At 72.2% G+C, this 20,946-nt stretch carries 23 protein-coding genes; 13 read left to right on the top strand and 10 right to left on the bottom strand.

Annotated elements, in window-relative coordinates; genetic code table 11:
- Window positions 1–27 precede the first annotated feature (27 nt).
- Window positions 28–846: an ABC transporter permease gene (locus ACN28A_RS03675; RefSeq protein WP_421392301.1), complete on the top strand. Its 819-nt coding sequence runs from the start codon at window positions 28–30 to the stop codon at window positions 844–846.
- 23 nt (window positions 847–869) lie between these two features.
- On the top strand, window positions 870–1,877 hold the full coding sequence (locus ACN28A_RS03670) for an ABC transporter ATP-binding protein (protein ID WP_421404126.1): 1,008 nt from the start codon (window positions 870–872) through the stop codon (window positions 1,875–1,877).
- On the opposite strand, the gene ACN28A_RS03665 is transcribed toward ACN28A_RS03670, so the two are convergent.
- The gene (locus tag ACN28A_RS03665) at window positions 1,823–2,395 is read right to left on the bottom strand and encodes a helix-turn-helix domain-containing protein (protein ID WP_421392298.1); all 573 of its coding nucleotides are present in this window, start codon (window positions 2,393–2,395) and stop codon (window positions 1,823–1,825) included. The genes ACN28A_RS03670 and ACN28A_RS03665 overlap by 55 nt on opposite strands.
- A gap of 54 nt (window positions 2,396–2,449) precedes the next feature.
- On the opposite strand from ACN28A_RS03665, the gene ACN28A_RS03660 reads away from it, so the two are divergent.
- The 3 genes from ACN28A_RS03660 to ACN28A_RS03650 are packed head-to-tail and all read left to right on the top strand — an operon-like array spanning window position 2,450 to window position 3,596.
- The gene (locus ACN28A_RS03660; RefSeq protein ID WP_421392297.1) at window positions 2,450–3,151 is read left to right on the top strand and encodes an AzlC family ABC transporter permease; all 702 of its coding nucleotides are present in this window, start codon (window positions 2,450–2,452) and stop codon (window positions 3,149–3,151) included.
- The gene (locus ACN28A_RS03655; RefSeq protein ID WP_421392296.1) at window positions 3,145–3,294 is read left to right on the top strand and encodes a hypothetical protein; all 150 of its coding nucleotides are present in this window, start codon (window positions 3,145–3,147) and stop codon (window positions 3,292–3,294) included. Before ACN28A_RS03660 ends, ACN28A_RS03655 begins: the two co-directional genes overlap by 7 nt.
- A complete protein-coding gene (locus ACN28A_RS03650) occupies window positions 3,288–3,596 on the top strand; it encodes an AzlD domain-containing protein (RefSeq protein ID WP_421392294.1) in 309 nt (102 codons plus the stop codon). Before ACN28A_RS03655 ends, ACN28A_RS03650 begins: the two co-directional genes overlap by 7 nt.
- A gap of 37 nt (window positions 3,597–3,633) precedes the next feature.
- Here the strand turns inward: ACN28A_RS03650 and ACN28A_RS03645 are convergent, their stop codons facing one another.
- From ACN28A_RS03645 to nadA, 3 genes are all read right to left on the bottom strand, one after another.
- Window positions 3,634–4,242 (bottom strand): DUF3043 domain-containing protein, encoded by a 609-nt coding sequence (locus tag ACN28A_RS03645; RefSeq protein WP_278063317.1) that lies wholly within the window; start codon window positions 4,240–4,242, stop codon window positions 3,634–3,636.
- Between the two features lie 104 nt (window positions 4,243–4,346).
- Window positions 4,347–5,702: a UDP-N-acetylglucosamine 1-carboxyvinyltransferase gene (murA, locus tag ACN28A_RS03640; RefSeq protein ID WP_421392291.1), complete on the bottom strand. Its 1,356-nt coding sequence runs from the start codon at window positions 5,700–5,702 to the stop codon at window positions 4,347–4,349.
- Between the two features lie 258 nt (window positions 5,703–5,960).
- Window positions 5,961–7,130: a quinolinate synthase NadA gene (nadA, locus tag ACN28A_RS03635; protein ID WP_421392289.1), complete on the bottom strand. Its 1,170-nt coding sequence runs from the start codon at window positions 7,128–7,130 to the stop codon at window positions 5,961–5,963.
- A 69-nt stretch (window positions 7,131–7,199) separates the two neighbouring features.
- Here nadA and ACN28A_RS03630 point away from each other — a divergent pair, with 69 nt between their 5' ends.
- The 3 genes from ACN28A_RS03630 (at window position 7,200) to ACN28A_RS03620 (ending at window position 10,205) form a co-directional block, all read left to right on the top strand.
- Complete coding sequence (locus ACN28A_RS03630) at window positions 7,200–8,336, top strand: glycerate kinase (RefSeq protein ID WP_421392287.1); 1,137 nt, start codon at window positions 7,200–7,202, stop codon at window positions 8,334–8,336.
- A gap of 230 nt (window positions 8,337–8,566) precedes the next feature.
- On the top strand, window positions 8,567–8,935 hold the full coding sequence (erpA, locus tag ACN28A_RS03625) for an iron-sulfur cluster insertion protein ErpA (RefSeq protein ID WP_421392285.1): 369 nt from the start codon (window positions 8,567–8,569) through the stop codon (window positions 8,933–8,935).
- A gap of 295 nt (window positions 8,936–9,230) precedes the next feature.
- Window positions 9,231–10,205, top strand: a complete 975-nt coding sequence (locus ACN28A_RS03620) for a carbohydrate kinase family protein (protein ID WP_421392283.1) — start codon at window positions 9,231–9,233, stop codon at window positions 10,203–10,205.
- Window positions 10,206–10,238: 33 nt separating this feature from the next.
- Here ACN28A_RS03620 and ACN28A_RS03615 read toward each other — a convergent pair whose 3' ends face one another.
- Window positions 10,239–10,472 (bottom strand): sulfurtransferase TusA family protein, encoded by a 234-nt coding sequence (locus ACN28A_RS03615; protein ID WP_421392280.1) that lies wholly within the window; start codon window positions 10,470–10,472, stop codon window positions 10,239–10,241.
- Window positions 10,473–10,492: 20 nt separating this feature from the next.
- Window positions 10,493–11,644, bottom strand: a complete 1,152-nt coding sequence (locus ACN28A_RS03610; protein WP_421392278.1) for a cysteine desulfurase family protein — start codon at window positions 11,642–11,644, stop codon at window positions 10,493–10,495.
- A gap of 172 nt (window positions 11,645–11,816) precedes the next feature.
- On the opposite strand from ACN28A_RS03610, the gene coxB reads away from it, so the two are divergent.
- Both coxB and ACN28A_RS03600 read left to right on the top strand, forming a co-directional pair.
- A complete protein-coding gene (gene coxB / locus ACN28A_RS03605) occupies window positions 11,817–12,779 on the top strand; it encodes a cytochrome c oxidase subunit II (RefSeq protein WP_421392276.1) in 963 nt (320 codons plus the stop codon).
- Between the two features lie 10 nt (window positions 12,780–12,789).
- Window positions 12,790–13,215 (top strand): cytochrome c oxidase subunit 4, encoded by a 426-nt coding sequence (locus ACN28A_RS03600; protein WP_421392273.1) that lies wholly within the window; start codon window positions 12,790–12,792, stop codon window positions 13,213–13,215.
- A gap of 557 nt (window positions 13,216–13,772) precedes the next feature.
- Here ACN28A_RS03600 and ACN28A_RS03595 read toward each other — a convergent pair.
- From ACN28A_RS03595 to ACN28A_RS03580, 4 genes are all read right to left on the bottom strand, one after another.
- The gene (locus tag ACN28A_RS03595; protein WP_421392270.1) at window positions 13,773–15,395 is read right to left on the bottom strand and encodes a cytochrome b; all 1,623 of its coding nucleotides are present in this window, start codon (window positions 15,393–15,395) and stop codon (window positions 13,773–13,775) included.
- On the bottom strand, window positions 15,392–16,480 hold the full coding sequence (locus ACN28A_RS03590; protein WP_421392269.1) for a ubiquinol-cytochrome c reductase iron-sulfur subunit: 1,089 nt from the start codon (window positions 16,478–16,480) through the stop codon (window positions 15,392–15,394). Before ACN28A_RS03590 ends, ACN28A_RS03595 begins: the two co-directional genes overlap by 4 nt.
- Entirely contained in the window at window positions 16,477–17,325 is an 849-nt protein-coding gene (locus ACN28A_RS03585) for a cytochrome c (protein ID WP_421392266.1), read from the bottom strand. The genes ACN28A_RS03590 and ACN28A_RS03585 overlap by 4 nt, the downstream gene beginning before the upstream one ends.
- A 76-nt stretch (window positions 17,326–17,401) precedes the next feature.
- A complete protein-coding gene (locus ACN28A_RS03580; protein WP_278063302.1) occupies window positions 17,402–18,001 on the bottom strand; it encodes a cytochrome c oxidase subunit 3 in 600 nt (199 codons plus the stop codon).
- A gap of 142 nt (window positions 18,002–18,143) precedes the next feature.
- On the opposite strand from ACN28A_RS03580, the gene ACN28A_RS03575 reads away from it, so the two are divergent.
- The 3 genes from ACN28A_RS03575 to trpD all read left to right on the top strand — a co-directional run bounded on the left by ACN28A_RS03575 (window position 18,144) and on the right by trpD (window position 20,757).
- Window positions 18,144–19,064, top strand: a complete 921-nt coding sequence (locus tag ACN28A_RS03575; RefSeq protein ID WP_421404124.1) for a cytochrome c oxidase assembly protein — start codon at window positions 18,144–18,146, stop codon at window positions 19,062–19,064.
- Window positions 19,065–19,209: 145 nt separating this feature from the next.
- Entirely contained in the window at window positions 19,210–19,620 is a 411-nt protein-coding gene (locus ACN28A_RS03570; RefSeq protein ID WP_421392265.1) for a hypothetical protein, read from the top strand.
- 75 nt (window positions 19,621–19,695) lie between these two features.
- Window positions 19,696–20,757: an anthranilate phosphoribosyltransferase gene (trpD, locus tag ACN28A_RS03565; protein ID WP_421392263.1), complete on the top strand. Its 1,062-nt coding sequence runs from the start codon at window positions 19,696–19,698 to the stop codon at window positions 20,755–20,757.
- Window positions 20,758–20,946 lie beyond the last annotated feature (189 nt).

The following is a 20,946-nucleotide window of genomic DNA, read 5'->3' as shown; positions in this document are numbered from 1 at the left end:
AGCGGCGGCGGCGTGGCAGGGGGCAGGGTGGCTGACGCGTACCGGCCGCGGCGGGTGCCGGCCTATCTGGCGTTGCTGCGCGGGCAGGCCCGGTCGCAGGCGTCGTACCGGACCTCGTTCGTGGTCGACCTGGTCAGCAACGTCGGCGCCACCGTGCTCGACGTGCTCACCGTGCTGGTGCTGTTCCGGGTCACCCGCGAGCTGGGCGGCTTCGACAGGTCCGAGGCGATGGTGATGGTGGGGCTGTCGTCCGCCGCCTTCGCCACCGCGGATCTCGCGGTCGGCAACGTGGAGTCGCTGCGCCGGTACGTCCGGACCGGCCTGCTGGACGCGGTGCTGGTCCGCCCGCTCGGCGCGCTGCCCCAACTGCTGCTGATGGACCTGCCGCTGCGCAAGGCGTCCCGGGCGGTGTTCGGCAGCGGTGTGCTGGTGGCCGCGCTGGCCACCGCCGATCTCGCCTGGACGCCGGGTCGGGTGGCGCTGGCCGTGCTCACCCCGCTGGCCGGGGTGGCCTTCTTCGGGGCGATCTTCGTGGCGACCGCCTCGCTGTCGTTCTGGTGGATCGACTCCGGCGAGGTGGGTTCGGCTTTCACCTACGGCGGGCGGGACTTCACCACGTACCCGATGACTGTCTACAGTGGTTGGTTTCGGGCGGTCTTCGCGTACGGCATGGGGTTCGGCTTCGTGGCCTACTACCCGGCGCTGGCGTTACTCGGCCGGGCCGACCCGCTCGGCCTGCCCGGCTGGGTCGGCTGGGTGGCGCCGGGCGTCGCGCTGCCGGCCGCCGGCCTCGCGGCGCTGGCCTGGCGGCTCGGGGTACGCCACTACCGGAGCACCGGCTCGTGACCGCGTCCCCGCCGGAGCCGCCGGTGATCGAGGCCCGCGACCTGCGCAAGGAGTTCGTGGTGCGGGTCCGGGCCGGCCGGCTGCGCCGGACGAAGCGGGTGGTCGGCGCGGTCGACGGGATCGACCTGACCGTCCGGCGCGGCGAGATGGTCGGTTACATCGGGCCGAACGGCGCCGGCAAGTCGACCACGCTCAAGATGCTGACCGGGGTGCTGAGCCCGTCGTCCGGCGAGGTACGCGTCTGCGGGTTGCTGCCGGTGGCCCAGCGCACCCGGCTGGCGCTGCGGATCGGGGTGGTCTTCGGGCAGCGTTCGCAGCTCTGGTGGGACCTGCCGCTGCGGGACTCGTTCGACCTGCTCCGGCACGTCTACCGGGTACCGGCGGCCGAGCACGCCGCCCGGCTGCGCCGCTGCCGGGCCGAACTCGACCTGGACGGCTTCCTCGACGTGCCGGTCCGGCAGCTCTCGCTCGGTCAGCGGATGCGCGGCGAGCTGACCGCCGCGCTGCTGCACGGCCCGGAGGTGCTCTTCCTGGACGAGCCGACCATCGGGCTGGACGTGGTGAGCCGGCAGGCGGTCCGGGCGTTCCTGGCCGAGCTGGGCGCGGCCGGTGACACCACGCTGGTACTCACCACGCACGACCTGGCCGACATCGAGCGGCTCTGCCGCCGGCTGGTGGTGATCGACCACGGCCGGGTGGTGCACGACGGGTCGATCGAGGCACTGCACGCCCGGTACGGCTCCCGCCGGCAGGTGGTCGCCGATCTTGACGAACCGCTCGCCGAGCCGCCGGTGCTGCCCGGTGCGCCGCTGCTGCGCGCCGAGGCCGACGGGCGGCGGCTGGTCTTCGCCTGCGAGTCGGCGACCGCCTCCGAGGTGGTGGCCGGGCTGGCCCGGGTCGCCGCGCTGCGGGACATCGCCATCGTCGAGCCGGACATCGAGGAGGTCGTCGCCCGGCTCTACCGCGCACCCGCGGCTCAGGGGTGTTCCATCACCAGCACGGCGAACGTGCCGGGGGCGAGCGCCTCGTAGCGGTGTGGGACGTCACCGGGAAACCGGACGTAGTCGCCGGGTTCGAGTTCCACCGGCTCGGTCGCCGGGCCGGTGCGCAGCCGACCGGCGGCCAGCACCAGGTGCTCGACGCTGCCCGGCAGGTGCGGGTCGGCGTCGCGTACCTGGCCGGGTTCGAGGTCGATCAGGTAGATGTCCCGCCGGGCCCGGATCGTGCCGGCGGCGAGCAGGGTGCCGGTGAACTCGGCCTGCTGGGAACGCAGCCCCGGCCCCTGCCCGGCCCGGATCACCTGGACCGGCGGCGGGGGCTGCTCGACCAGCCGGCTGAACGGTACGCCGAGGGCGACCCCGAGCGCCCAGACCGTCTCCACGCTCGGGTTTCCGTTGCCGGCCTCCAGTTGCGAGAGGGTGGACTTGGCGATCCCGGCCCGCCGGGCGAGTTCGGCGAGCGAGAGGCCGGTGCGTTCCCGTTCCCGGCGCAGCGCGGCGGCGATCGCCGGCACCGGGGAGTCACCGGAGCGGGACTGTGTTCGGTCCATCGGGCCATCCGTTCGATTTGACGAACAGGTCTCGGGTGTTCATTATTCTGAACTATGCGTACGGCGAACCGAACACCGGTACCCGAACCGGTGGCCCCCCGGGCGCTGCTGCGCGACGTCGGCGCCCTGGCGGTCGCGATGACGGCGATCGGCGCCTCGTTCGGCGCCGTCGCCCTGGCGGCCGGGCTTCCGGTGCCGGCGATCGTCGCGATGTCCTCGCTGCTGTACGCCGGCGGCGCCCAGTTCGTCGCCGTCGGGCTGGTCGCGGCCGGCAGCCCGGTCGCGGCGGTCTTCGCCGGACTGCTGCTCAACGCCCGGCACCTGCCGTTCGGGCTGGCCCTGGCGGACGTGCTCGGCCCCCGGTGGCGGCACCGGCTGCTCGGCAGCCACCTGGTGACCGACGAGGTCACCGCGTTCACCCTGGCCCAACCCGATCCGGACGGCCGGCGCCGCGCGTTCTGGCTGGCCGGGATCCTGCTCTTCCTGGCCTGGAACCTCGGCACCCTGCTCGGGGTGCTGCTGGCCAGCCGGGTCGGCGACCCGCTCCGGCTGGGGCTGGACGCGGCGTTCCCGGCCGGGCTGCTGGCCCTGCTGATGCCGGCCCTGCGGGAGCCGGAGACCCGTCGGGTGGCCCTGGCCGGCGTGGCGGTCGCCCTGCTCGTCACTCCGGTGCTGCCGGCCGGCCTGCCGGTGCTGCTGGCGCTGACCGGCCTGGCCGTACTGCTGCTGCCCCGCCGCCGGGACCGACCGTGCTGACCCGCCGGCCGGGACCGACCGTGCTGACCCGCCGGCCGGGACCGACCGTGCTGACCCGCCGGCCGGGACCGACCGTGCTGACCCGCCGGCCGGCGTACCGGCCGACGGCACCGGAGGGTCCGACCGAGGAGTACGGATGCTGATCGCGGTGATCCTGACCCTGGCCCTCGGCACGTACGTCCTCCGGCTCTCCGGGGTGCTGCTGCGGGACCGGCTGGCCCTGCTCGGCGAGGTGAGCCGGCTGCTGCCGATGGCGGCGGCGGCCCTGCTCGCCGCGCTGGCCGTGACGGCGGCGCTGACCGAGGCGGGCGCGTTCGCCGGCTTCGCCCGCCCGGCCGGGGTACTCGTCGGCGCGGTACTGGCCTGGCGCCGGGCCCCGTTCGTCGCCGTGGTGGTCGCGGCGGCCGGCACGGCGGCCCTGCTCCGCCTGCTCGGCGTCCCGTGACGCCCGGTGCGGCGGTGACCGGGATGTGCCGCGTGGCTCAGATCGGGTCGCCGAGGTTTACCCGGGGGACCGGGGCGCGCATCCGGCGGAAGGTGATCGAGCGCATGATCGCGTAGATGTAGAGCGAGCCCATCCGCTGGTCGGTCTTGGGGAAGCGCTGCCGGACCAACTTCTTGATCTTCCGGGAGATCAACACCGAGTCGACCACCAGGGCGATGGCCAGCAGCCCCCACAGCAGGTTGGAGGCGAACCGCACCTCCGGCGGCATGGTGTTCGCCGAACCGATCAGCACCACCAGGGCGCCGCCGAAGAACCAGGTCCCGACGGTACGCCGGGAGTCCACCACGTCCCGGGCGAGCCCACGCTCCGGTGCCCGGTCCCGGGGACCGCCCTCGCGGCGGAACTCGGCAGCCGCCTCGGAGCGGGCCTGTCGGCGCCGTTCCCGGGCCTCCTGCTTGGTCAGCGGCTTGGTGTCACCCACCACCCGCCGGCCGGCGCTGGGCCGCTTCGGGGTCTCCCTGCCCAGCTCCTTCTTGCTCGGGGTGTATCCCCTGGGGCGGGCGGACGCGGACTCCTCCTCGGGGGCCACCTCGACGGTGGCCTCCTCGACGAGGTCGGCGGGCTTACGGCGAAACAGCGACGGCACGGGGGCAAGGGTAGCCAACCGCCGACGGCCGCCGCACCTCGCGGTCGCCGGACCGGTCGGCCCGGACCGGTCGGTCCCGCCGACCGGTCCGGCGACCGCGTCCGCTACGGCCGCTCGACGTGTGCGCCGAGCGCGGCGAGCTTGGCCTCGAAGTCCTCGTAGCCCCGGTTGATCAGGTCCACCCCGTAGACCCGGGAGGTGCCCTCGGCGGCCAGCGCGGCGATCAGGTGGCTGAACCCGGCCCGCAGGTCGGGGATGACCAGGTCGGCCGCGTGCAGCTTGGACGGCCCGGCGATCACGGCGGAGTGCTTGAAGTTGCGCCGGCCGAACCGGCAGGGTGTACCGCCGAGGCAGTCCCGGTAGACCTGGATGGTGGCACCCATCTTGTTCAGCGCCTCGGTGTAGCCGAGCCGCTGCTCGTACACCGTCTCGTGCACGATCGACAGGCCCCGGGCCTGGGTCAGCGCCACCACCAGCGGCTGCTGCCAGTCGGTCATGAACCCCGGGTGCACGTCGGTTTCCAGTGCCACCGCCCGCAGCTCGCCGCCGGGATGCCAGAACCGGATCCCGCCCTCCTGGCCGGCGCTGCCCTGCCGGGGCGGCCGGGTGTCGGTGACCTCGTACGCCCCGCCGACCGAGCGGAAGACGTTGAGGAAGGTCATCATGTCGGCCTGCTCGGCGCCGAGCACCTCGACCCGGCCGCCGGTGGCCAGCGCGGCGGCGGCCCAGCTCGCCGCCTCGATCCGGTCCGGGATCGGCCGGTGGGTGTAGCCGCCCAGCCGGGGGACGCCCTGGATCTCGATCACCCGGTCGGTGTGCACCTTGATGATCGCGCCCATCTTCTGGAGTACGCAGATCAGGTCGATGATCTCCGGCTCGACGGCCGCGTTGCGCAGCTCGGTGACGCCCTCGGCGAGTACCGCCGTCAGCAGCACCTGCTCGGTGGCGCCCACGCTCGGGTACGGCAGCTCGAACTTGGTGCCGTGCAGCCCGGTGGGTGCGGTCAGGTGCATTCCCTCGGGTGCCTTGTCCACCACCGCGCCGAACTGCCGCAGCGCCTGGATGTGGAAGTCGATCGGTCGGGGGCCGATGTGGCAGCCGCCGAGGTCGGGGATGAACGCGTGGCCGAGCCGGTGCAGCAGCGGACCGCAGAACAGGATCGGGATCCGGCTCGACCCGGCGTGCACGTTGATCTCGTCCGTGCTGGCGCTCTCCACGTTTGCCGGGTCGAAGACGAGTTCGCCGTCCTCGACGCCGTCGGTGACCTTCACGCCGTGCAGTTCGAGCAGGCCGCGGACGACCTCGACGTCGCGGATCCGGGGCACGTCGAAGAGCCGGCTCGGCTCGTCGCCGAGGAGCGCCGCGACCATCGCCTTGGAGACGAGATTCTTCGCGCCGCGCACTCGGATCTGCCCGGAAAGGGGCGTACCTCCGTGTACGACCAGGACGTCGTCGGTCACCGCAACCTCCAGCGGGTCCATGCTGCTCTACGTCGATGCTGTCCGCGCGGGCGGACCGTGCGGTCCACCCTGCCGTCGCCCCGTGGCCCGGCCACCGGGCGTCTGTCGTGCCCTCCGGCCCGGGCTCTGTCACGGCCCCGGGCAGCATAGCGCTCGGTCACCAAAAAGGAGCGGTCACAGCGCGACGGATGGCACGAAACGGGGACAGGGGCAGGAATCCAAACCCCGATAGTTACTTTCAGTAGTTGAACGCGTCCGCTACGGCAGGGCCAGCATCTGGTCCAGCGCCACCCGGGCGTGGTGTGCGGTGTCCGGGTCCACCGTGATCTGGTTCGGCACCCGGCCGGCGACCAGCTCCTCCAGCGACCAGACCAGGTGCGGCAGGTCGATCCGGTTCATCGTCGAGCAGTAGCAGACGGTCCGGTCCAGGAACATGACCTGCTTGTCCGGGTGCGCGTTGGCCAGCCGGCGGACCAGGTTGAGTTCGGTGCCGACCGCCCAGGCCGAGCCGGCCGGCGCCGCCTCGATGGTGTTGATGATGTACTCCGTCGAGCCGACCTGGTCGGCCGCGGTCACCACGTCGTACCGGCACTCGGGGTGGACCAGCACGTTCACCCCGGGCACTCGCATCCGGACCTCGTCCACGCTGCTCTTCGTGAACCGGCCGTGCACCGAGCAGTGCCCCCGCCAGAGGATCATCTTCGCCTCGCGGAGCTGCCTGGCGGTCAGCCCGCCGCCCGGCTTGTGCGGGTCGTAGAGCACGCAGTCGTCGGCGTCCAGCCCCAGCTTCAGCACCGCCGTGTTCCGGCCGAGGTGCTGGTCGGGCAGGAAGAGCACCCGCTGGCCGCGCTCGAACGCCCAGGTCAGCGCCCGCTCCGCGTTCGACGAGGTGCAGACCACCCCGCCGTTACGGCCGACGAAGCCCTTGATGTCGGCCGAGGAGTTCATGTAGGTCACCGGCACCGTCGAGCCGGCCACCCCCAGCGCGGCAAGCGTCTCCCAGGCGGTCTCGACCTGGGGCAGCGCCGCCATGTCCGCCATCGAGCAGCCGGCGGCCAGGTCCGGCAGCACCACCCGCTGGCTGTCGGAGGTGAGGATGTCCGCGCTCTCGGCCATGAAGTGCACACCGCAGAAGACGATGTACTCCGCGCCCGGCCGGGCCGCCGCCTCGCGGGCCAGCTTGAACGAGTCGCCGGTCACGTCGGCGAACTGGATCACCTCGTCCCGCTGGTAGTGGTGACCGAGCACGAACACCCGGTCACCGAGCGCCGCCTTCGCCGCCGTGGCCCGGGCGACCAGGTCGGGGTCGCTCGGCGGCGGCAACTCGCCGGGACAGTCGACCCCGCGCTCGCTGGCCGGATCGGCGCCCCGGCCGAGCAGCAGCAGGGCGGTGGCGGTGCTGGACGGCTCTACCCAGGTCGAAGTCACGGCTTCCATGCTTCCACAGCCGGGGCCGCTTTCCGGCCGCCCCGATGTGGGCTGCCACACTCGTGCTCCATGCGGATCCTGATCTGTCCGGACAAGTTCGCCGGCACCCTCTCGGCGTCCCAGGTGGCCGAGGCGGTCCGGGACGGGTGGCGGGAGGGGGCTCCCGGCGACGAACTGGTGCTGCGGCCGCTCTCCGACGGCGGACCGGGCTTTGTCGAGGTGCTCGCCGCGGCCCTGCCCGGCCGCCGGGTGCCGGTCCTGACGGTCGACCCGCTGGGCCGGCCGGTCGACGGGGAGATCCTGGTCACGGCCGACGGGACGGCGTACCTGGAGAGCGCCCAGGCGTGCGGCCTGCACCTGCTCGCCCCGGACGAGCGCGACCCGAAGCGGACCACCTCGTACGGCCTCGGCGCGCTGCTCGCCACCGCTGCCGAGGCGGGCGCCCGGCGGGCCGTCGTCGGGCTGGGCGGCTCGGCGGTGAACGACGCGGGCGCCGGGCTGCTGGCCGCGCTGAACGCCGTACCGGTGGACGCCACCGGAACGGCCCTGCCGTACGGCGGAGCCGCGCTGCTCGCCGTCGCCGGGCTGACCGGGCGGCCCCAGACGCGCGGGATGGAACTGGTGGCGGCGACCGACGTCGACAACCCGCTGACCGGGCTGACCGGCGCCTCGAACGTCTTCGGCCCGCAGAAGGGCGCGACCCGCGAGGACGTACTCCTGCTCGACGACGCACTGCGGCGCTTCGCCGAGGTGCTGGAGCGGGACCTGCCCGGCTGCCCGTCCGGGCTGGCCGGGCTGCCCGGTGCCGGCGCGGCCGGCGGGCTCGGCGCGGCGCTGCTCGCCCTCGGCGGCCGGTGCGAGTCCGGTATCGGACTGGTGACCCGGCTGACCGGTTTGGACGACGCCTACGACCAGGCCGACCTGGTGATCACCGGAGAGGGTTCCTTCGACCACCAGTCGCTGCGCGGCAAGGTGGTGGCCGGGGTGGCCGGCGCGGCCCGGGACCGTGGGATCCCGTGCGTGGTGCTGGCCGGCCGGGTCAGCGCCGGGCGGCGGGAGTCCTCGGCGGCCGGGGTGACCGAGGCGCACAGCCTGGTCGAGCACTTCGGTGGCGAGCCGCACGGCGGCGTCGAGCGGGCGATGAGCCGGCCGGCGGAGGGGCTGCGGGCCCTGGCGGCCCGCCTCGCCGGCCAGTGGAGCCGGTGAGCGTCGCCGCCGGCCGGCGACGGCTCGGCCGTACATCCGTGGGGCGTTCGTCACATTCGTCGGCCATACCGGACGAACCGGCACGCCGGGGCGGGTTCCGGCCGAGCGCGGGTGGCCTGCGTCTCTCGGGCCTAGAATCGGTTTTGTACCCGCATTGGGAATCACCGGCCAGCCGGCTAGCGTTGGCCAGTACGGACAACCATCGCACCGGCGCAGGGGAGACTTTCATCGTGACAACGCCAGCGCAGACCGAGTCGACCGCGGCAACCGCTCCGAGCACCGTCGTCCTGACCGACGTCGCGGCGGAGAAGGTGAAGGCCCTTATCGAGCAGGAGGGCCGCGACGACCTGCGGCTGCGGGTCGCGGTGCAGCCGGGTGGCTGCTCCGGCCTGCGTTACCAGCTCTTCTTCGACGAGCGTTCGCTCGACGGCGACGTGGTCAGCGACTTCGGCGGGGTCGAGGTCGTGGTGGACCGAATGAGCGCGCCGTACCTGACCGGCGCGACCATCGACTTCGCCGACCGGATCGACGCCCAGGGCTTCACCATCGACAACCCGAACGCGCAGAACTCGTGCGCGTGCGGTGATTCGTTCCACTGATTAGTGCTTTGTCCGGGTTTGCCCGGTAGAGCCCGATCCAACGTTCCATACTGACTGCCTGAGCGGGTCGCCCCGACGGGCGGCGTGACGTTTACCCGGAGAGTCCGTCACGCCGTACCGGCCGGAGGCGGCCCGTTCGGCGTTCCGGCGTTCCGGGCCGGTTCAAGGCCAGGTGAGGGCAGGGTGAGGGACGGGTGACATCCGGATGGCTGGTACCCGATCGATCGGGGGCGTGGCGGAGGACGGACCGGTAGGCTGACCCGGCCGCAATTCCGTCTCCGACCAAAGGGCCGACATGAAGATCGCCGTCACCGGCTCGATCGCCACCGACCACCTGATGAGCTTTCCGGGCCGGTTCGCCGATCAGTTCATCGCCGACCAGCTGCACAAGGTCTCGCTCTCCTTCCTCGTCGACGAGCTGGTGCTCCGGCGCGGCGGAGTCGCCGCGAACATCGCCTTCGGGATGGCACAGCTCGGCCTCCGGCCGGTGCTGCTCGGCGCGGTCGGCGCCGACTTCGACGACTACCGGTCCTGGCTGGAGCGGCACGGCGTCGACTGCGCCTCGGTGCACGTCAGCGAGGTGGCCCACACGGCCCGGTTCGTCTGCACCACCGACACCGAGATGTGCCAGATCGCGTCCTTCTACGCGGGCGCGATGAGCGAGGCCCGCAACATCGAGCTGGCTCCGGTCGCCGACCGGGTGGGCGGGCTCGACCTGGTGCTGGTCAGCGCCAACGATCCGGACGCGATGCTGCGGCACTCCGAGGAGTGCCGCCAGCGCGGGTACGCCTTCGCCGCGGACCCGTCGCAGCAGCTCGCCCGGATGGACGGCTCCACGGTGCTCGGCCTGATCGACGGCGCCGACTACCTGCTGACGAACGACTACGAGAAGTCGCTGTTGCAGAGCAAGGCCGGGCTGACCGACGAGCAGCTGCTGGACCGGGTGAAGATCCGGGTCACCACGCTGGGCAAGGACGGTGTCGAGATCGCCGGCCGGGAGATCGAGCCGATCCACGTGCCGATCGCCCGCGAGTTGCACGTCGCCGACCCGACCGGGGTGGGCGACGGGTTCCGGGCCGGGTTCTTCACCGGCCTGTCCTGGGGACTGAGCCTGGAGCGGTCCGCCCAGATCGGCTCGCTGCTCGCCACCCTGGTGCTGGAAACCGTCGGCACCCAGGAGTACGAGGTCCGGGGCGACCTGTTCGTCAAGCGCCTCGCCGAGTCGTACGGCGACGAGGCCGCCGAGGAGGTCCGGCAGCACCTGGGCTGAGGCGCCGCCGGCGGCTGGCTGGCCGGGGCGCGCTCAGTGTGCGCGTCGGATGTCGTACGCGGGGGAGCCGTCCACGGTCAGGGAGTCGACGAACTCCTGCCCTCGCATCCGGCACCAGGCGGGGATGTCGATCGCCGCGGCCGGGTCGTCGGCGAGTACCCGGAGCACCCCGCCGACCGGCAGTTCGGGCAGCCGTCGGGCCGCCGCGATGACCGGCAGTGGGCAGCGCTGGCCGAGACAGTCGAGCACCTCGTCCGGATCGTTCACCCGGGACGTCCCTTCCGGTGTCACAGGCCGGTCACCCCGGCCTCGGCGCGCAGTGCGGCCACGATCCCCGGTAGCTCGGCGAGGAACCGGTCGACCTCCGCCTCGGTGCTCTCCCGGTGCAGCGAGATCCGGACGTTGCCGTGCGAGAGCACTCCCATCGCCTCCAGCACGTGCGACGGGCGCAGCGTGGAGGAGGTGCAGGAGGAACCGGACGAGACGGCGAAGCCACGCCGGTCCAGGGCGTGCAGCAGCGCCTCGCCGTCGACGTAGAGGCAGGAGAAGGTGACCAGGTGCGGCAGCCGGTGCACCGGGTCGCCGACCACCTCGACGTCCGGCACCGTCGCCGGCACTGCGGCGCGGATCCGGTCGACGAGCGGGGCGAGCCGGGCCGCCTCGGCCGCCGCCTCCGCGTGCACCGCCCGCAGCGCGGCGGCCGCCGCCACGATCGCCGGCAGGTTGCCGACCCCGGGGGTACGGCCGGCCTCCCGCTCGTCCGCCGGGTACGGCGACTCCCAGCGGGTGCCCTTGCGGACCACCAGCAGCCCCACCCCGGGCGGGCCGCCCCACTTGTGCGCGCTGGCCGACAGCATCGACCAGCCCGCCGGCACCGGCAGCCGGCCCACCGACTGGGCGGCGTCGACGTACAGCGGCACCCCGGCGGCGGCGCACGCCTCGGCGGCCTCGGCGACCGGCTGCACCGTACCCACCTCGTGGCTGGCGCCGATCAGGGTGGCCAGGGCTGCTCCGGGGGCGGCCACCGCGGCCGACCAGGCGGCCAGGTCGAGCCGGCCGGTGCGGTCCACCGGCACCGAGGTGGCGGAGCCGCCGGCCGCCACGTGTCGCTCCGCCGCGTGCAGCACCGCCGAGTGTTCGATCGCCGAGTGCACGAGCGTGCCGCCCGCCCGGCGGCGACCGGCCAGCCCGCCGAGCACGGCGGCGTGCGCGGCGGCAGTACCACTGGGGGTGAAGGAGAGCTCGTCGGGGCGTACCCCGAGCACCTCGGCGGTGGCCGCCCGCGCCGCGTCGAGGAGCTGGCGGGCCCGGCGGGCCGGCGCGTAGAGCCGGGCCGGATCGGCCCAGCCGTCGGCCAGGGCGGCGAGCATCGCCTGCCGGGCTACCGGATGTAACGGTGCCGCGGCGGCGGCGTCGAAGTACGCCGGAGGCTCGACCACCCGGAAACCGTAGCGCGAGCCGGGATCCGACATGATCCCCCGGCAGGGTGGGGACGCGGACCCCAAGGCCGTCGAGCCGACGCAGGTCGAGTAATCTGCGACGGTCGGTGACGCCTTTGCCGCCGGTGTCGGGCAACGCCGGCACCGCGGCGCGCTAGGGAGGCAGGACCAGGTGGTCGCAAGGGGTTCGGAGGTACGGCCGTCGGCCGTGCGGTTGCGCAGTCCCCGGGACGCGGCGGGGCGCGGCCCGCGCCCGTCGGCGGGCCGGCTGGTCGGGCTCGGTGCCGGCGGTGCCGCGCTGCTCGCCCTGCTGACCGGCTGTGACGTCGGCCGGACGTTCGACGGCTTCGGCTGGCCGCAGGGCGGCATCACCCCCGAGGCCCACCGGATGTACGACCTCTGGATCGGCTCCACCATCGCGGCCCTGGCGGTCGGCATCTTCGTCTGGGGCCTGATCTTCTGGTGCATCATCCGCTACCGGAAGCGGGGCGAGGCGCTGCCGGTGCAGACCCGGTTCAACATGCCGATGGAGTTTCTCTACACCATCGCGCCGATCCTGGTCGTCGCCGTGCTCTTCTACTACACCGCGATCGTGCAGACCGGGGTGAACAAGCTCACCAGCAACCCGGACGTGACGGTCGAGGTCGTCGCCTTCAAGTGGAACTGGCAGTTCAACTACCGGGACCGACCGGGCGAGGACGCCAACACGGTGGCCTCGACGCTCGGCACCTCCGAGGTGATCCCGGTGCTGGTGCTGCCGACCGGCCGGAGCATCCGGTTCGAGGAGACCAGCCGGGACGTCATCCACTCCTTCTGGGTGCCGGAGCTGCTCTTCAAGCGGGACGTCTTCCCGGGCAACGTCCGCAACGTCTTCGAGGTCAGCAACCTCGACACCGAGGGGGCGTACGTCGGCCGCTGCGCGGAGCTGTGCGGCACGTACCACTCGATGATGAACTTCGAGCTGCGGGTGGTCTCGCCGGACGAGTACGACCGGTTCATCGAGGCGAAGCGGGCCGGCCAGTCGACCCAGGACGCCCTGGCCGCCATCGGCGAGGCACCGCTGGCCACCACCACCAAGCCGTTCGAGACCCGGCGGGACGTCAACAACTTCGGTAACGCGAGCGCGGGAAACTGAGGGCGGGCAGATGAAGACCGAGTGGAAACTGTTCGGCATCGTCTCGATCTTCCTGGCGCTGGCCGCGGTCGTCTACGGGCTCTGGACGAGTGGTGCGGACGGCCGGGTGGAGTGGATCGGCACCGTCGCGCTGGCGCTGTCGTTCCTGCTCACCGCCATGTGCGGCGGCTTCTTCTGGTTCGTCTCGCGGCGGATCGACCCGCGCCCGGAGGACCGGCCGGACGCCGAGGTGTCGGACGGCGCGGGTGAGGTCGGTTTCTTCAGCCCGGGCAGCTACTGGCCGTTCGGGCTGGCGGCCGCCGCCACCGTCGCCGGCCTGGGCCTGGTGTTCTGGCAGTGGTGGCTGATCGCCGCCGGGCTGGTCGCGGTGATCTTCGGCGCCTGCGGCCTGCTCTTCGAGTACTACTCCGGCACCCGGCGCACCGCCGAGCACTGACTCGGTCGTTCGGCACCGAGACTCACCGGCCAGCAAGCCGCACCGGCGACCCGCAGCCTGCCACAGGTGTGCGGGTCGCCGTCTTGTGCGGCCGTCCCGCGCCCGGCCACGACCACCGCTCCGAATCCCGCGACCCGGGCAGGCAGGCGCCTGCAGCTCTTCGTCCCTCGCGGTCCCGGCTCGTCCCCGACCGGCAGGGACATGTCGCTAAGCCGTGATACCACCCTGTCATCAGGATGAACCGGTGGTATCACGGCTGGCAGACCATACGCTCGCCAGCCGCCAGCCGCCAGCCGCCAGCCGCCAGCCGCCAGCCGCCAGCCGCCAGCCGCCAGCCGCCAGCCGCCAGCCGCCAGCCGCCAGCCGGCCCGCTGCCAGCCCGCCGGGCAGGCCCGCTGCCAGCCCGCCGGGCAGGCCCGCTGCCCCGGGGCAGGGGGCGCCGCCGTCGGGGCCAGGGGCGCCCCACAGGGCAGACCGGGAACGGCAGCAGGCCCGGAAACGGCAGTGGCGCCCGCCGGTCCTCCGGCGGGCGCCACTGGTGGGGCTTCGTCCGTCGCTCAGCGGCGCTCGCCGCTGCCGATCTCCTGGCGCTCGGGGCGCGGTTCGACCGGCGGGTGGCCGGGCGAGACCGGCGCCTCGACCGGCTTCTCGATGGGGTAGAAGAAGCCCTTGATCGCCGGCCCGAGCGCGCCGAGCCGGTTCATCTTCTTCGGCACCACCCAGCCGACGTACTCCAGCTCGCTGTGGCCGTGCTCGTCGGTCCGGCCGAGCGGCTGGTGCACCTCCACGAACTGCCCGCTCGGCAGCCGGCGGATGATGCCGGTCTCGACGCCGTGTGCGAGTACCTCCCGGTCGTGCTGCTGGAGGCCGAGGCAGATCCGGTAGGTGAGGTAGTACGCCAGCGGCGGAAGGACGATAAGCCCGATCCGGCCGGCCCAGGTCATCGCGTTCAGGCTGATGTAGAACTTCTCCGCGATCACGTCGTTCGCGCCGGAGAGCGTCAGCACCAGCCAGAACGTCACCGCCATGGCGCCCAGGGCGGTACGGCCCGGAACGTCGCGGGGACGCTGGAGCAGGTGGTGGCTGCGCTGGTCCTTGTTGAGCCGGGCCTCGATGAACGGGTAGAGCAGCGGCACCACGGTCAGGATCCCGGGCAGCACCACTGTCGGCCAGAACAGCGGTGGGATGACGTAGCCGTCGCCGATCGGGATGGAGATCTGCCACGGCGGCATCAACCGGGTCGAGCCGTCGAGGAACATGACGTACCAGTCGGGCTGGCTGGCCGCCGAGACCACCCCGGCCTCGTACGGGCCGAACAGCCAGATCGGGTTGATCTGCGTCACCCCGCCGAGTACGGCGATCACCCCGAAGACGATCATGAAGAAGCCGCCCTGCTTCAACGCGTAGCGCGGGAACATCCGTTCGCCGACCACGTTCGCGTTGGTCCGGCCGGGGCCGGGCCACTGGGTGTGCTTCTGCTTGAAGACCAGGCCGAGGTGCACGCTGATCAGCGCCACCAGCAGGGCGGGGATCAACAGTACGTGCGCGATGAAGAACCGGCTGATGATGATCTCACCCGGGAACTCGCCGGCGAAGATGGACGAGGTGACCCAGGTGCCGATCACCGGGATGGACAGCATGATCGCCGAGGCGATCCGCAGGCCGGTGCCGGAGAGGCCGTCGTCCGGCAGCGAGTAGCCGGTGAAGCCGGCCAGGAAGCCGACCCAGAAGAGCAGGTAGCCGATGATCCAGTTCAGCTCGCGCGGCTTGCGGAACGCTCCGGTGAAGAAGATCCGCATCATGTGCACGATGATCGAGGCCATGAACAGCAGCGCCGCCCAGTGGTGCATCTGCCGCATGATCAGGCCGCCGCGTACGTCGAACGAGATGTTCAGCGACGACTCGTACGCGGCGGACATGTGCACGCCCTGCAACGGCCGGTAGCTGCCGTCGTAGGTGACCTCGCGCAGCGACGGCTCGAAGAACAGCGTCAGGTACACGCCGGTGAGCAGCAGCACGATGAAGGAGAAGAGCGCGATCTCACCGAGCAGGAACGACCAGTGGTCCGGGAAGACCTTGTTCAACAGGGAACGCAGCGGGGTCGCCACGTGGTATCTGTCGTCGACCTCGCGGGCGGCCTTGCCGGGCACCGCCGCCATGTCGAACCTTCGACGCTTCATGGCCGCTCCCAGAAGTCTGGCCCGACGGTCTCGGTGAAGTCGGACTTCGCCACGAAGAAGCCGCCCTCGACGTCGAGCGGCAGTTGGGGAAGTCGCCGGTTCGCCGGGCCGAAGATCGGGCGGGCGTTGTCGGTGATCAGGAACTGGGACTGGTGGCAGGGGCAGAGCAGCCGGTTGGTCTGCTGCTCGTAGAGGCTCGCCGGGCAGCCCGCGTGGGTGCAGATCTTGGAGTACGCGATGTAGTTGCCCCACATGTAGTCCGGCTTGTCCTCCCGGACGTTCGCCGCCTTCGCCCGCTGCGCGTCGCTTTCGCGCAGGTGGATCAGCAGCACGGGGGAGTCGGCGTACTTGTTCGTGGCGCCGCCCTCGATGCCGGGGAAGACCGTGATCTGGCCGCCGGCGCTGACGTCCTCCGGGCGCACCGGGGTGCCGTCGTGGTGGGCCAGGTGGATCCGCTTGCCGTCCTGCGGCTTCCAGCCGGTGGTGAACATCTGGTTGTTCTTGTGCGGCTGCTCGATCATGCCCCCGATGAGCGGGGCCGCGGCGACCGCACCCACCGGGGCGAGTCCGGCCAGCAGGGAGACGCCGAGCAGCGGCCGGCGCCGTACGCCCATCTCGTCGGCGAGGTAGAGCATCGTGTTGCCGGTGAGCTTGCGCTCGTCCTCGCTGACGTGCTCGTCGTGCCGGCCCTGGATCGACACCTCCTTGGGCAGCAGCTTCTTGCCCCAGGCGAGCAGGCCGAAGCCGATCAGCAGCAACGCGAGACCGAGGGTGAGGCCGAGCAGCGGGGTGTAGAACACGCCGAGCCCGCTCTGCGACTCGTAGTCCCAGGGCCACCAGATGTAGACCACCAGGAAGGCGGTGGCCAGGGCGCCGACCAGGAGGAACATGAAGGTGATCGTCCGGGTCAGCCGACGCTCCGCCCTGGTGCCCGGGACCGGGAACTGCGACTCGTAGTGGACGATCTCGATGTCGTCCCGCCGGGCGCCCTCGCGGACGATGTCGAACCGGGACAGGGACGGGTCGTCCAGGTCCACCGGCGCCCGGCCGGCCCCGTGTGGCTGTCCGTCGTTGCCAGTGCTCATGACTTACCCGCAATCCACAGAGCAGCGAAGATCAGTGCCACGATGCCGACCAGGAAGATCACCAGCGCCTCGGTGGCCGGGCCGTAGCGGCCGAGGTTGAGGCCGCCCGGATCGCGGTCGGACTGCACGGTCTCGTTCAGGTACGCGATGATGTCGGCCTTCTGCTCCGGCCGGATCTGGTTGTCGCCGAAGACCGGCATGTTCTGCGGCCCGGTCAGCATCGCGGCGTAGATCTGCCGGTCGGTCGCGTCCCGCAGGTTCGGGGCGAACTTGCCGGAGGAGAGCGCACCGCCGCCGCCGCCGAAGGCGTGGCAGGAGGAGCAGTTGATCCGGAACAGCCGGCCGCCCTCGGCCGCGTCCCCGCCACGGTGCAGGTTGTCGCCCTCGGGCAGCTGCGGCCCGCCGCCGAGCTCCTGGACGTACTGCGCGAGCTGGGTGGTCTGGTCGTCGGTGAAGACCTGCGGCTTCTCCTCGGCCTGCGCCTCCTGTCGGGCCAGCGGCATCCGCCCGGTGCCGACCTGGAACTCCACGGAGGCGGCACCGACACCGATCAGGCTCGGTCCCCGTCCCTCGACGCCCTGCGCGTTGCGGCCGTGACAGCTCACGCAGCTCGTGTTGAACAGTTCCTTGCCCTCCTGCGCCGCCGAGGTGAGCTGCGGGGTGTCCTGCGCCGAAAGGCCCGGCGCGAAGACGGTGTAGGCGCCGCCGGCCAGGATGAGTGCGGCCAGCAGCCGGACCGCGGCGCCCAGTCGACGGCGGGCCTTGCCGCGCGGCCTGGACCGCGCGCGGCGCAGCCGCGAGAGCAGCCCGCGGGAGCGGTCGCCGCCGGGGGTGTCAGAAGTCATGGCCTGTGTCCTTAACGGTTTTCTCGACCTTGTCTGAAGGGACGGGGCAACGGGGCGGAACGTGACAGCTCCAAGATCACTGAAGCCAGTAGATCATGCCGTAGAGCGCGATCCAGACCACGTCGACGAAGTGCCAGTAGTAGGAGACGACGATCGCCGAGGTGGCCTGTGCCGGCGTGAACCGGCCCATGGTGGTCCGGATCATGAAGATGATGAAGGCGACCAGACCGCCGGTCACGTGCAGCGCGTGGAAACCGGTGGTCAGGTAGAAGACCGACCCGTACCCGTCACCGTTGATCTTCACGCCGTGGTGCACCAGCTCGCGGTACTCGTTGAGCTGGCCCAGGACGAAGACCAGACCCATCACGAAGGTGAGCGTGAACCAGCGACGCAGCGCGTGCACGTCACCCCGCTCGGCGGCGAAGACACCCGCCTGACAGGTGATCGAGGAGAGCACCAGGATCACCGTGAACGTCGTCGCGTACGGGATGTTCAGCACCTCGGTGTGCTTCTCCCACTGCTCGGGCGCCGCCGCCCGGATGGAGAAGTACATCGCGAACAGCGCCGCGAAGAACATGAGTTCGCTCGAGAGCCACACGATCGTCCCGACGCTGACCATGTTGGGTCGGGTCAGCGAGTGGATCCGGCTCTTGTCAATGGCTGAGGCGGCAGTCACGCGGTCATTATTGCCCCTGATCGGCATCGGCCATCGTCGGGGTGGCCTAACTCCCTCGTCGGACGGGGTGACTCAGCCCGACCGGTTCGTCTGGCCTAGCCTGAAAAGCGTGCTGCACCTCGACACCGGCCCCGCCCCGGCGGTGCCCCCGGCACCGGCCGTCCTCGCCGGTGGGGGCGCCGAGACGACGCCGTTCACCGTCTCCGCCGTCTTCACCGAGAGCACGCTCGACAGCTGGCTCGCCGTCGGCCTGGTGCTGGCCGCCGGCCTCTACCTGTACGGCGTACACCGGCTGCGGGTGCGCGGTCACTCCTGGCCGGTGCTGCGCACCGTGCTCTTCCTCGGGCCGGGGCTGGGCGGGATCGCCGCGGTCACGCTCAGCGGACTGGGGGCGTACGACACCACCCTGCTGTCGGTGCACATGGTCCAGCACATGGTGCTGTCGATGGTGGCGCCGATCTTCCTCGCCCTGGGTGCCCCGGTGACCCTGGCGCTGCGCACCCTGGGCAGGGCGCCCCGCAAGCGGCTGCTCGCGGTGCTGCACAGCCGGGTGGCGAGGGTCTTCTCCTTCCCGCTCTTCGCCTACGCGATCTTCGTGGTCAACCCGTTCGTGCTCTACTTCTCCGGCCTCTACCGGTGGACCCTGGAGAACTCCTTCGGGCACGAGCTGGTGCACGCGCACTTCATCCTGACCGGCTGCCTCTTCTTCTGGCCGCTGGTCGGGCTCGACCCGCTGCCGGGCCGCTGGCCGTACCCGGCCCGGGCACTGCTGATGATCCTCTCGGTGCCGTTCCACACCGTGCTCGGGCTCACGGTGATGCAGAGCACCACGCTGTTCGGCGGCGACTGGTACCCCTCGCTCGGGCTGGACTGGTCCGACCCGTTCAACGACCAGAAGGTGGCCGGCGGCATCCTCTGGGCCGGTGGCGAGTTCGTCAGCGTGACGATGCTGGCCGTGCTGCTGGTGCAGTGGGTGCGGCAGTCCGAGCGGGAGGCCCGGCGCACCGACCGCGAGCTGGACCGCCAGGAGGCCAGGGAACGGGCCGCCGGCAGCCCGGTGTAACGGGCCGGGCCGCGGCGGTGGCCGGCGTACCCGGATGTCCCGGGATTCGGGCGGCACCGGCCCCGCAGGCCGGGCGGGCCGGTCGGACCCGGGAGCCGACCGGTACGATCGGCTCCGCAGCTACGAGGTGGGAGCCCAGCGACCGATGAGCGATCGTCAGTACACCGTCCTGCTCTACAGCGACGACCCGGAGGTCCGGGACCGGATGCGGCTCGCCGTCGGCACCCGCCCGGCGGCCGACCTGCGCGTCGAGTTCGTCGACGCGGAAAGCTACGACGAGTGCATCCGGCTGGTCGACGACTACGAGATCGACCTGCTGCTGCTCGACGGCGAGGCGACCCCGACCGGCGGGCTCGGCATCGCCCGGCAGATCAAGGACGACCGCGACGAGGCCCCGCCGACCTGCGTGGTGATCGCCCGGGCCGCCGACCGGTGGCTCGCGGCCTACGCCCAGGTCGACGCCACCCTGGTGCACCCGCTCGACCCGGTGACCACCGGCCAGACCGTGGCCGGCCTGCTCCGCTCCCGCGCCAGCGGGGCCGGCGCGCTCTCCTAGGGCTCCGGGCACGCACCACCACGCACCACCACCACACACACCGCCAACCACCCCGCCCCGCCCGGGAGGCCCGCAATGGGTGAACGGACCTGGCCCAACCTGCTCGCCGCGCTGCTGCGCGCCGAGGAACTCTCCACCGCCGACACCGCCTGGGCGATGGGGGAGATCATGTCGGGGGCGGCGACCCCGGTCCAGATCGCCGGGTTCGCCACGGCACTGCGGGCCAAGGGGGAGACCCCGGCCGAACTGGCCGGACTGGTCGAGGCGATGCTGGGCCGGGCCACCCTGGTCGAACTGCCGGCCGCGCTGCGCGCCGAGGCGGTCGACGTGGTCGGCACCGGCGGCGACCGGGCGCACACCGTCAACATCTCCACCATGACCGCGATGGTGGTCGCCGGTGCCGGGGTACGCGTGGTCAAGCACGGCAACCGGGCCGCCTCCTCCTCCTGCGGCGCCGCCGACCTGCTCGAATTCCTCGGCGTGCCGCTCGACCTCGGGCCGGCCGGGGTGGCCCGGTGCGTCTCGGAGGTCGGCATCGGCTTCTGCTTCGCCGCCCGCTTCCACCCCGGGATGCGGCACACCGGCGGGCCCCGGCGTGAGCTCGGCGTGCCGACGGTCTTCAACTTCCTCGGCCCGCTGACCAACCCGGCCCGGCCCCGGTCCGGCGCGGTGGGCTGCTTCGACTCCCGGATGGCGCCGGTGGTGGCCGAGGTCTTCGCCCGGCGTGGCGACTCGGTGCTGGTGATGCGCGGCGAGGACGGGCTCGACGAGTTCAGCACCGCCGCGCCGACCCGGTTGTGGCTGGCCCACCAGGGCCGGGTCACCGAGATGCTGGCCGACGCCGCCGACCTCGACCTGCCCCGCTCGGCCCCCGGCGACCTGCGCGGCGGCGACGCCGCGTTCAACGCCGACGTGACCCGCCGGCTGCTGGCCGGGGAGCACGGCCCGGTCCGGGACGCGGTACTCGTCAACGCCGCCGCCGCGCTCGCCGCCAACGGCGGCTTCCCCGGCGGGCTGTTGCCGGCGATGCGCGACGGACTGCTCCGGGCGGCCGACTCGATCGACTCCGGCGCCGCCGCCCGCACCCTCGACACCTGGGTCGAGGTGGCCAAGTCCGCCAAGTCCGAAGAGCCCTGACCTCTTCCCGCCCCACCGCGCAGCGCGCTGCCGCGCGCGTTGCGCCCGCAGGATCGCGCTATTTCCGGGAAAGAGTGGCCTCGTCGCGCCCGAAGACCACTCTTTCCCCGAAAGAGCGGGCCTGCCCGTCCCGGATTCGGCGTACCCGGCGCGTCGAACGGTAAACGACTCGGCGTGTGGGCGGAGGTA

Source organism: Plantactinospora sp. WMMB782 (assembly GCF_049179135.1).
Taxonomy (GTDB): domain Bacteria; phylum Actinomycetota; class Actinomycetes; order Mycobacteriales; family Micromonosporaceae; genus Plantactinospora.
The sequence above is the reverse complement of the archived record's forward strand: the minus strand, read 5'-3'. Positions and strand labels throughout refer to the sequence as shown.